Genomic DNA, 10,114 nt, shown 5'->3' on the forward strand with positions numbered 1-10,114 from the left:
GTCGCCTTATCTGGACAGTCTGCGCCGCCCGCAACATTGCAGTAAGGTCGGCGATGGACGCCCACGGTAGGCAGTTATCAGGCTGGCCGTAGCGCTGACCCAAGAGCTGGCGGAGGCCAGCCTGATAACTGCCGGGCCATAGGGCGCATCGGTGTGAGGTCAGCTTCCGGGTGGGGGGTCCGGGGGGGAGGGTTTCGTGCCGGTGTCGATCATTACCGTTTGCGAGCGCCGCGACGCCAGGGGGCTCGACGCGCATGTGCCGCTGATCCTGCGGGGAGACGCTCTCTATGATCCCGATCTCGACCGCTTCTTTGTCGACCTGCCGCTAGCGGGGATCCGCTCGCGCCATTCGCTGCGCGCCTACGCCTATGACGTTGCGGTGTGGCTTCGCTTCCTCGATGCCTGCGGCACGACGATATGGGACGCGGCCCGCGACGATGTGACCGCCTATCACCGCGCGCGGCGGCGCGGCGACGCCGCCCAGCGGATCAGCGCGGCAAGCTGGAACCGGGCAGTCGCCAGCCTCGATCGCCTCTACCGCTGGGGTAAGAGCCAAGGGCTGATTGCCGAAGCGCCGTTCAGTCGGCGCGCTATATGGCGACCGGCGCATGGGGGGCGTCGGGGCATGATCGCCGCGCGCAACGACGCCTATGAACGCACTGCCAAGCGATCGGATGTGCGGTTCGTCACGATGGACGACTACCGCATTTTCCGCGACGTCGGTCTGCGCGGCCTCGCCCTTGACGGTACGGAACGCCCCGGCGCTCGCGATCGCAACGGGCTGCGCAACGCGCTGTTCGCCGATCTTCTCGTCACAACCGGCCTGCGTCTCGAAGAGGCGTCGGGCCTGCTCGCCGATGAGCTTGCGGCCATCGATCACGACCACGATCAGGCTCAGCAGCTTTGGCTGCGCCTGCCGCCGCCGCTCACCAAGGGCGACCGCGGACGCAGCGTCCTGGTCCCGCGCCGGCTCCTTCGTCAGATCACCGCCTATGTCGCCGTCGAGCGCGCCGCGGGCGTGACCAAGTTCGCCGCGCGCGACGGTGCGGCCAGGTTCGAGCGACCGATCCACGTCACCCGCGCCGGTCTCGACCGCATGCGCGATGTCTGCACCCCGGAGGAACGATGCCGCCTGATCCTGTGCGACGAGGATGGAACGCCCCGCGAGCCGGTGGCGCTATGGCTGACCGAGGTCGGGCAGCCTGTCCGCCCCAACTCGTGGGAGGTGATCTTCACCCGGGCCTGCAAGCGGTGCGAGGAGAACGGCTTCCCGCTGTCGATCAGCCCGCACCAGCTTCGCCACACCTTCGCAGTCCATATGCTCGCTCTGCTGATCCAGCAGCGACTGCGCGAGGCCGCACTGCCGGTGGGGCCGGTGGAGACCTATCGGCTGATCCTGGGCGACCCGCTGCAACAGGTGCAACGCCTGCTCGGCCACGCGAGCCTCGCCACCACCTATGTCTATCTCGACCATATCGCGACCCGCGCCGATACGGTGGATGCGGCCGTCGAGGAGCTGCTGGCGCTGTTGCCGGGACCGCAGGGCGCATGAGCGAGCGTCCCCGCAAGGGCCGGCCTGTCGCCTTCGCGCCCATCACGCCGGAGCGACCGCAGCCCGATCCGGTGTTCGGCCTCAAGTTCACCATCGAGGCGCGGCATGGCGGGACGGTCCTGGTCGATATGACCGCGCTCGATCCTCGCCCGCTCGCCATCGCCTTTGCCGGTGCGCTGCGTCGGTCGGCCGCGCTCGGGGGACCGATCGGTGCGGCCAGCGTCATCAAGCAGTATGTCCAGGTCTATCGTCACTTCTTCGCCTGGCTTGCCGACGAAGGACTGAAGGTGGTTGGCGTCAGCGACCTGCGCGCGGTCCATATCGATGGTTTCGCATCCGCGCTCGAACGGCGTGGGATGGGCGCGATCCACCGTCACATGACGGTCAGCAAGATCATCAACACACTGCGCGCGATCGAAGCAGACCGGCCCGATCGGATCGCACCCGAGCTGCATGAGCGGCTGCGCTACACGCTGGCCACTTCGGCGGGCCGCTCGACCCCGCGCGATGCCTACAGCCCCTTCGTCGCCCGCGCGCTGCGCGACGCGGCGCGAGCCGATGTCGAAGCGATGTTCCGCCGTCTCGGCGCCGACGATCGGACCGACGAGGGTGATCCGGCCATCACCGCCGCCCGCGCCGATGTCGAAGCGATCATCGCGCGGCAGGGCTTTATCGTCGCAGACCAGCCCGAGCTGAAGAGCCTTTATTTCATGCGCATGCGCCGCAACCTGCCAACCGCGACGCTCATCGACGACCTGCATGGCCGGCATCATCTGCTCGCGCGCGACCTGCCGGCGCTGCTCGTGCTGCTCACGCTTGAGACGGGCCTTGAGCCCGAGTGCCTGAAGACGCTGACCGTGGACTGTCTCGCCAATGCCCATGCCGGCACGGTGGAGCTGCGCTATCTGAAGCGCCGGGCTCGCGGCGCCGAGCACAAGAGCATGCGCATCCGCGACGGCGGTGGCGGCACGCCGGGCGGGCTGATCCGCCGCCTGATCGACGCCACGGCGGCTGCCCGCGAGCACCTGCCCGGCGATTGCCTGTGGGCCTATCACAACGTCGGCGGCCTTCGCGCCGGCATAGTCGACCTCAAGTATCCGCTCCCCGCCTGGGCTCGCCGCTGTGGCATTGTCGACGATAACGGCAAGCCGCTGCATCTGCTGCTTTCCCGGCTGCGCAAGACCCACAAGGCGCTGTGGTACACCAAGACCGAGGGGCACATGGCCCGCTTCGCGGTCGGTCACACGCGCGAGGTCGCGGCGCGCCATTATGCCGACCTGCCGTCGCTCCGGCCCCTGCACGAGGCGGCCGTCGCCGATGCCTTTCGCGAGGCGGTCGCCGCCGCGATGCCGACCGTCCTCGCGCCCACGGCCGAGCAGGCGCTGCGCGAAGCGCCCGAGCAGGCGGCGCCGTTGATGTCGGCCGATACGGTGGGGCCGTTGCTCGACGGCGAACAGGATGTCTGGCTCGCCGCCTGCTCGGGCTTCCATAGCAGCCCCTTCTCCGAGACCGGCTCACCCTGCGCGCAGCCCTTCTGGGGCTGCCTCGATTGCCCCAACGCCGTCATCACCGCGCGCAAGCTTCCCGCGATCCTCGCCTTCCTCGCGTTCGTCGAAGAGCAGCGACCGAGCCTCCCGGCGAGCGACTGGGCGGCCAAGTTCGGCCGCGTCCATTCCCGCATCACGACCCAGGTCCTGCCGGTCTTCTCCGATGCCGTTATCGCCGATGCGCGCTGGCAGATGGAGAGCGAGCGGCTCTATCTGCCGCCGGAAGCACGCGCATGATCACGCCCGCCCATGCCCGCGCACCCGCGTTCGACGATCGGCCCGTGCTGGCCACTGCGCCGCTCAAGGCGGGCCACGCCCGCGAAGAGCTGTCGCGGGTCGGCGACTCAAGCTGGGATCTCGGTCCCGCCGTGTTCCGCGAGAACGCGCGGCGCTGCCATGTCACCGTGCATTTCGACGTGCTCGAACATGCCGATGTGCAGGCGGCGATGCGTGCCTATCTCTACGCCCGCCTCAACGTCGATCTTCCCGGCTACCGCCCGAAGCTGCCGCCGGCGAGCATCCGCCAGGCATTCAACCGCGCACGCCGGTTCTTCGCCTTCGCGCGCCTGACGCTTGGAGGGCTCGACCTTGGCCGCATCGATCAGGCGCTGGCCGATGCCTATGCCAGGCATCTTCGCCACGATTCTGCCCGGCGACCCGTCATAGTCGGCCACCTCCTCGAAGTGGTCTCCGATCTCTATCACTATCGTGACCGCCTCGCTGGCGGAGGCCTCGCGTTTGAGCCCTGGGCCGGACAGGCACCCGCCCGCGTCGCAGGCTATCGGCACGTCGTTGAGAACCGTACCCCGCGGTTTCCGGAAGATGTCATCGCCGCACTGCTCGCCTGGTCATTGCGCTACGTCACCGTCTTCGCGCACGATATTCTATCGGCTCGGGCCGCGCTGGATCGGCTCGAGGCGCGCCGCGCCCGGCTGCTTGCCGCCGAGCGCGGACTGCCTGGCGCAGAGCGCCGCCTGCGGCAGCGCGCGCGCCTCGAGCGCCATATCGCGCGTCGAGCCCGGCAAGGCCGCGGCGTGCCGATCTGGACGACCGCGCATAACGGCGTCACGCGCACCGATCCCCGCACCGGAGAAGCGACGCCGCCGATCAACGTCCATCTTCTCCATCTTCATGCCGGTGTCGATGCTGAGGCGGAACCGGCCATGCATTTCGGACTCGCCAAGGGCGTCTCCGCCCTGATCGAAGCCGCTGCCGCCGACCTGGGCGTCGAAGTGGGCGGCATGGACACGCCGATCTCGATTGATCCCGATAGCGGTCGGCCATGGCGCGCACGCTTCGATGCGAAGACGCTCGCACAAGAGGAACGGATGCTTCAGGCGGCCGCCTATATAGTGTGCGCTTACCTCACCGGCATGCGCGACTGCGAGGTGCAGGCGATGCGGCGGGGGTGCCTCTCGATCGCGCGCAGCGAGGATGGCCTGGTCGAGCGGCATCGCATTCGATCGACCATCTACAAGCGTCGGTCGACCATGGGCGAGGCGGCGAGCTGGGTGACGATCGAGCCGGTCGCAGACGCGATAGCGGTGCTTGAACGCCTGTCGGCAAGACCGACGCGCGCCAGCGGCAGCGATACGCTCTGGCCGGTGCTACGCCCCGGCGCCGCCACCAAGACGCATCTGTCGAGCGAGGTGGTCCGCCAACTCAACGCCTTCCGCGACCACCTCAACGCTGCCTTCGGCAGCCCTGATGTGCCGGTCATCCCGTCCGGACCCGGTGGCAAGCCGTGGCGCATAACGACGCGGCAGTTCCGCCGCACCATCGCATGGCACATCGCCAACCGTCCGTTCGGCACCATCGCCGGCATGATCCAGTATAAGCACGCCTCGGTCGCCGCTTTCGAGGGCTATGCCGGAACCAGCGCATCGGGGTTTCGCGCCGAGGTCGAGGCGCAGCGCCGGCTCGGTCAGCAGGGCGACCTGCTGGACTATTTCGACCGGCGGCAGGGCGGTGCCTCACTCGCGGGGCCGGCGGGACCACGCATCGCGCGGACGCTCGACGATGCGGCCGTGCAGCTCGGGCCCTTGCCCGCCATGATCGCCGACCGCTCCCGGCTACGTGTCATGCTCGCCAGCGTCGCGCGAACCCTCCATGTCGGCCTCCTCGCGGATTGCTTCTTCGATCCCGCCACCGCGCTCTGCCTCAAGCGCGTGACCACCCCCGATCCCAAGCAGCCGCTCACGGCGCTGTGCGAGCCGACCCGCTGTCCCAACGCCTGCATCACCGCCCGTCACAGGCCAGCTTGGGAACGCGCGGCCGATGATGCCAGGGCATTGCTGCGCGAACGACGTCTGTCGGATCTTCAACGCCATGCACTCGCCACCGAGATCAACCGGCTCACTACCGTGATCGACGCCATCGGCCCCGCGCCGCCGGAGGCCAACCCCGGCTGACGGCGGAAGCTCTGCGCCGGTCGGCGCGCTGGCGCAACGGCGTTGCCGTCCTCCGCTTCGCTGCGGCCCTACGGGTGCGCAACCGCGCTTGTGCCCGGCGCTAGTCGAGCTCCGCCGCCGGGGATGGCCCCCGACGGGCAAGCGGAGTTCAGATCATGCCAACTCAGGTACGAGCCGACGTCTATACTCGGGTCACCGAGGCGATCCTTGCAGCGATCGAAGCCGGTACGGGCAACTGGCGCATGCCATGGCATCACAGCGGCGCCGATGTCACCCGGCCGACCAACATCGCCAGCGGCAAGCCCTATCGCGGCATCAACACGGTGTCGCTCTGGGCGGCGGCCTATGGCGGCGGCTATGCGAGCGGGGTCTGGGGCACTTATCGTCAGTGGCAGGACCGCGGCGCCCAGGTCCGCAAGGGCGAGCAGGCCAGCCTCGGCGTCCTCTGGAAGGAGATCAGCCGGCGCGACGACGAGCAGGATGACGAAGATGGCGGCAAGGGACGGCGGCTCTTCGCCCGGGCGTTCAGCCTGTTCAACGCCGATCAGGTCGACGGCTACGCGCCCGAGCCCGGGCCGGTCCTGCCCGAGAGCGAGCGCCTTGCGGCCGCCGAGGCCTTCATCGCCGCGCTCGGTATCGACACGGTCTACGGGTCGAGCAGCGCCTATTACCATCTCGGCGAAGACCGCATCTACATGCCGCACTTCGCAACCTTCCGTAGCGCGCATGGATTCTACGGCACCCATATCCACGAGTGTGCCCATGCCAGCGGCGCGGCGCATCGGCTCGACCGGGATTTCAGCGCCAGGTGGACCAAGGACGCGCTCGCGATGGAGGAAGCGACCGCCGAGCTGACCGCCTCGTTCCTGCTTGCCGACCTCGGCATCGCGCACGATCCGCGTCCCGATCATGCCGCCTATATCGCCTCCTGGCTTCAGGTGCTGAAGAACGACAGCCGCGCGATCTTCACTGCGGCCAGCAAGGCGCAGGCGGCGGCCGATTGGATGCACGCCCAGCAGCCGTGACGCTCACGCGGCCCGCACCTCGGCGCCGAGCGCATCAAGCAGCGGACAGCCCGGATCCTGACCGGCATCGCAGGCTCGCACCGAGTCTGCCAGAACCCGTTCCATCCGCCTGAGGTCCGCGATCCGCGCGCGCACATCCTGCAGATGCGACGCCGCGAGCTCGCGGACTTCGGTGCAGGAGGCCTGGCCGCCGGCCGCGAGTCCGAGCAAGGCGCGCACCTCGTCAAGGGTGAAGCCCAGCTCCCTCGCACGGCGCACGAAGCCCAGGCGAGCCACGTCCTCCCGACCGTAGCTGCGGTAACGGCCCCGCCGCGGCGGAACGGGCAGCAGCCCGATCCGCTCGTAATAGCGGATCGTCTCGATGTTGCAGCTGGTACGGCGCGAGAGTTCGCCGATCTGGATCGCGGCGGTTGCGGCCATCTTCAAAATACCTCTTGAGTCTGTAGTCGCTACAGATGGTAGGATAGCTGCATGCCCGCCACAAGGAGTCGCCCGTGACCCAGACACCAAGCCCGCCCAAGGGGATAAGTACCGCCGCGCTTACCCTGGCGGGGATCGCCGCCGCGTTCGGCGTCGCTGCCTGCTGCGCACTGCCGATCCTCTTGGCATCCGCCGGCATCGGCGCGGCCTGGCTCAGCGGCGTGGCCGTCGTCTCCGCGCCCTATCGCACGCCGCTCCTCGTGATCGGCGCATTATGCCTCGTCGCCGGCGCCGCGCTGCTATTGCGCCAGCAACTCGCCGCCATGCGCTGCGGCCCGGACGGCGTGTGCACGCCGCGCTGGACGCGCATCCTCACTCTCGCCGGCCTATTGGTCGGCGCGGCACTGCTCTGGGCGGGTTATAGCTATGTCTGACGTCGTTCCGGAGCTGCACTCGACCCTGACCTGTCCGCACTGCGGACATCAGGCGACCGAGACGATGCCGACCAACGCATGCCAGTTTTTCTATGACTGCCGGGGCTGCGGCGCGGTCCTCAAGCCCAAGCAGGGCGATTGCTGCGTCTTTTGTTCCTATGGCGACGTTCCGTGTCCGCCGATCCAGATCGAGGGCAAGGGCGCGTCCTGCTGCGGCTGAAGACAAGCCGTGACGCTTGCCACCCCCGCTGACGCTGCCCCTGAACCGACGGTTGCATTCCCCGACGGCACCGTCGTCCCGGACTGGACTGCGGTCACCGCGCCAAGCGCCCATTCGGCCCTGACAGCGCTGTTCGCGGCATTTATCGGCCGCAGGTGGCATGGCATCGACAGCACCGAGGACGAGGTGCGGCGTGCCATCCTCCGGGCCTATGTCACCCAGGGCCACGCGCCGGCGCCGGTGGAGATCGCTGCCGCGGTTGCGCTCCCGCCCGGCGACGTGGCCGCAGCGCTCCACCGGCTCGCCGGACGCGATCTCGTGGTCCTCGACGGCGACGGCCGAGTGAGCGGCGCCTATCCTTTCACCGATGCTCCCAGTGAGCATCAGGTGGAGGCCGCGGGTATCACGATGGGAGCCATGTGCGCCCTCGACGCGCTGGGGATCTGCACGATCGCACCGCACGCCAGCCTCATCCGCTCGTCATGCCGCCAATGCCGGCGCTCGCTTGCGATCCATGTCCACGACCGGGGCTGCACCTTGGGCGACGTCGTGCCCGAGGGGATTCTCGTCTGGTCCGGTCATCGCTACACCGGCGGCTGTGCAGCGTCTTCGCTCTGCACTCAGCAGGCTTTCTTCTGCCATGCCGATCATCTTGAAGCCTGGCGTATGGACGGTTCCGTGACCGCCCGCGACGGCATTCGCCTGACCCTGCGCGAGGCCCTCCAGGTCGGCCGCGCGATCTTTGCACCGATGCTCGGAGGGATATTGCCATGGCCCATTACGACCTGATCGTCATCGGCAGCGGAACAGCCGCCCAGGTCGCGATCGGCCAGGTCCGCGCCGCCGGATGGTCCGTCGCCGTCATCGACCACCGCCCGTTCGGCGGCACCTGTGCGCTACGGGGCTGCGATCCCAAGAAGATGCTGGTCAGCGGCGAAGAGGCGATCGATGCCGCCGCTCGCATGGCCGGACATGGTGTCGGCGGCGACCTGGCGATCGATTGGCCGAGCCTGATGGCGTTCAAGCGCAGCTTTACCGATCCGGTCCCCGCCAAGCAGGAACGCCGCTACGCCAAGCTGGGCGTCGACGCCTTCCACGGGCTAGCGCGCTTCGCAAGCCCGGACGCGGTCGCGGTCGACGGTCGGACGTTGCAGGCCCAGCATATCCTGATCGCAACCGGCGCGGGGCCGATCCCGCTCGGCATTCCAGGCGAGGAGCTGGTCAGCACGAGCGACGCTTTCCTCGAGCTGGAGACGCTGCCGCGCCGGATCGTGCTGATCGGCGGCGGCTATGTCGCCGCGGAGTTCTCGCATCTGGCCGCACGTGCCGGCGCCGAAGTCACGATGCTGCAGCGCGCTAGCCGGCTGCTGCCGCATTTCGATCCCGACCTGGTGGGCTGGCTCACACCGCGGTTCACGGCGCTCGGCATTCGCATCGAGACCGGCACCGCGGTCACACGGGTCGAGCGGAACGGGGACGGCCTGCAGGTGCGTGCCTCTCGCCAGGGAGCGCCGGACCTGGAGGTCGCCTGCGATCTCGTCATTCATGCTGCCGGGCGTCGTCCCGATCTCGGCAGCCTCGACCTGTCCACCGGGCAGGTCGCGGTGCAAGACGGACGACTGCAGCTCGATGCGCATCTGCGCAGCATTTCCAACCCGCGGGTCTATGCCGCCGGTGACGCCGCCGGCGTCGGGCCGCCCCTGACCCCGGTGTCGAGCCACGACGCGAAGATCGTCGCCGCGAACCTCCTGCAAGGTCCATCGCGCGAGCCCGACTATCGCGGTGTTCCGAGCGTCGCCTTCACCGTGCCGCCGATCGCCGCCGTCGGGCTTTCGGAAGAGGCGGCGCGCCGCAGCGGCCTCAAGTTCCGGGTTAACGCGGCCTCGACGCCGGACTGGTTCACCGCCCGCCGGCTCGCCGAGCCGGTCTATGGCCACAAAGTTCTGATCGACGAGCGGACGGACCTCGTCCTCGGCGCGCATCTCGTCGGGCCGAACGCCGACGAGGTGATCAACCTTTTCGGCCTGGCCATCCGCCACGGCCTCACCGCGGCCGATCTACGCTCCACCATGTTTGCCTATCCGACCGGCGCCTCGGATATCGGCTACATGCTCTAGGCGACGCCGCGCACGATCCGTCACCAGTGCTCGCCCGCGGGCGGGCGGCAGCCTGTCGCGAAAGACGATAGCGGGCTGTCGCCCGCCTGATCTGCGGACGCCGCTGACGCGGCGGCGCTACTTTTTGGGCCTCCCTTCCGACGCGGAGGTGGTCGGCGCTCCCTGCTAGGCCCGCCACGGCGGGCTGCAAGCCCCGGCTTCGCCGGGCTGCTCCATTTCATTTCGCCCCTGCGGGTGCAGCCCGCCGCTCGAACGGGCCTCTTCGGTCGCTCTCGCCGCCCACCCCCGCCTCGGGGGAGGCCGATGCGGTTTTTGGGCAGTGCTGGAGGCAGCCGATGGTTTTCTTCCTCGAACCCCGGATTGGGGCTGGACTGTCAGGATATGTCGC

9 protein-coding genes are annotated in these 10,114 nt (G+C 68.8%); 8 read left to right on the forward strand and 1 reads right to left on the reverse strand.

Annotated elements, in window-relative coordinates:
* The first annotated feature begins 202 nt into the window (after positions 1–202).
* The 4 genes from AC3WT0_RS19600 (at position 203) to AC3WT0_RS19615 (ending at position 6,535) form a co-directional block, all read left to right on the forward strand.
* Entirely contained in the window at positions 203–1,552 is a 1,350-nt protein-coding gene (locus AC3WT0_RS19600) for a tyrosine-type recombinase/integrase (RefSeq protein ID WP_039577820.1), read from the forward strand.
* Positions 1,549–3,336 (forward strand): hypothetical protein, encoded by a 1,788-nt coding sequence (locus AC3WT0_RS19605; RefSeq protein ID WP_492755095.1) that lies wholly within the window; start codon positions 1,549–1,551, stop codon positions 3,334–3,336. The genes AC3WT0_RS19600 and AC3WT0_RS19605 overlap by 4 nt, the downstream gene beginning before the upstream one ends.
* On the forward strand, positions 3,333–5,510 hold the full coding sequence (locus AC3WT0_RS19610) for a hypothetical protein (RefSeq protein WP_039574906.1): 2,178 nt from the start codon (positions 3,333–3,335) through the stop codon (positions 5,508–5,510). The genes AC3WT0_RS19605 and AC3WT0_RS19610 overlap by 4 nt, the downstream gene beginning before the upstream one ends.
* A 155-nt stretch (positions 5,511–5,665) precedes the next feature.
* Positions 5,666–6,535: an ArdC family protein gene (locus AC3WT0_RS19615; RefSeq protein ID WP_017184391.1), complete on the forward strand. Its 870-nt coding sequence runs from the start codon at positions 5,666–5,668 to the stop codon at positions 6,533–6,535.
* Between the two features lie 3 nt (positions 6,536–6,538).
* Here AC3WT0_RS19615 and AC3WT0_RS19620 read toward each other — a convergent pair whose 3' ends face one another.
* Positions 6,539–6,955, reverse strand: a complete 417-nt coding sequence (locus tag AC3WT0_RS19620) for a MerR family transcriptional regulator (RefSeq protein ID WP_017184392.1) — start codon at positions 6,953–6,955, stop codon at positions 6,539–6,541.
* Positions 6,956–7,029: 74 nt separating this feature from the next.
* Between AC3WT0_RS19620 and AC3WT0_RS19625 the strand changes: the two genes are divergently transcribed.
* Genes AC3WT0_RS19625 through AC3WT0_RS19640 form a run of 4 tightly spaced genes read left to right on the forward strand, consistent with a single transcriptional unit; the run spans position 7,030 to position 9,726 of the window.
* Positions 7,030–7,389, forward strand: coding sequence for a hypothetical protein (locus AC3WT0_RS19625; RefSeq protein ID WP_017184393.1), 360 nt, complete (start codon positions 7,030–7,032; stop codon positions 7,387–7,389).
* A complete protein-coding gene (locus tag AC3WT0_RS19630) occupies positions 7,382–7,609 on the forward strand; it encodes a GDCCVxC domain-containing (seleno)protein (protein ID WP_025549113.1) in 228 nt (75 codons plus the stop codon). The genes AC3WT0_RS19625 and AC3WT0_RS19630 overlap by 8 nt, the downstream gene beginning before the upstream one ends.
* A 9-nt stretch (positions 7,610–7,618) precedes the next feature.
* Positions 7,619–8,398 (forward strand): mercuric reductase, encoded by a 780-nt coding sequence (gene merB / locus AC3WT0_RS19635; RefSeq protein ID WP_025549114.1) that lies wholly within the window; start codon positions 7,619–7,621, stop codon positions 8,396–8,398.
* Positions 8,380–9,726: a dihydrolipoyl dehydrogenase family protein gene (locus tag AC3WT0_RS19640; protein ID WP_492755096.1), complete on the forward strand. Its 1,347-nt coding sequence runs from the start codon at positions 8,380–8,382 to the stop codon at positions 9,724–9,726. Before merB ends, AC3WT0_RS19640 begins: the two co-directional genes overlap by 19 nt.
* Positions 9,727–10,114: the final 388 nt, after the last annotated feature.

This window comes from Sphingomonas sp. EU05-FHT14C10 (genome assembly GCF_058790595.1).

Bases quoted from the DNA above. Each gene is read 5' to 3' on its own strand.
- AC3WT0_RS19615 (WP_017184391.1), top strand. From the start codon at position 5,666: ATGCCAACTCAGGTACGAGCCGACGTCTATACTCGGGTCACCGAGGCG.
- AC3WT0_RS19640 (WP_492755096.1), top strand. From the start codon at position 8,380: ATGGCCCATTACGACCTGATCGTCATCGGCAGCGGAACAGCCGCCCAG.
- AC3WT0_RS19620 (WP_017184392.1), bottom strand. From the start codon at position 6,955: ATGGCCGCAACCGCCGCGATCCAGATCGGCGAACTCTCGCGCCGTACC.
- AC3WT0_RS19630 (WP_025549113.1), top strand. From the start codon at position 7,382: ATGTCTGACGTCGTTCCGGAGCTGCACTCGACCCTGACCTGTCCGCAC.
- AC3WT0_RS19610 (WP_039574906.1), top strand. From the start codon at position 3,333: ATGATCACGCCCGCCCATGCCCGCGCACCCGCGTTCGACGATCGGCCC.
- AC3WT0_RS19605 (WP_492755095.1), top strand. From the start codon at position 1,549: ATGAGCGAGCGTCCCCGCAAGGGCCGGCCTGTCGCCTTCGCGCCCATC.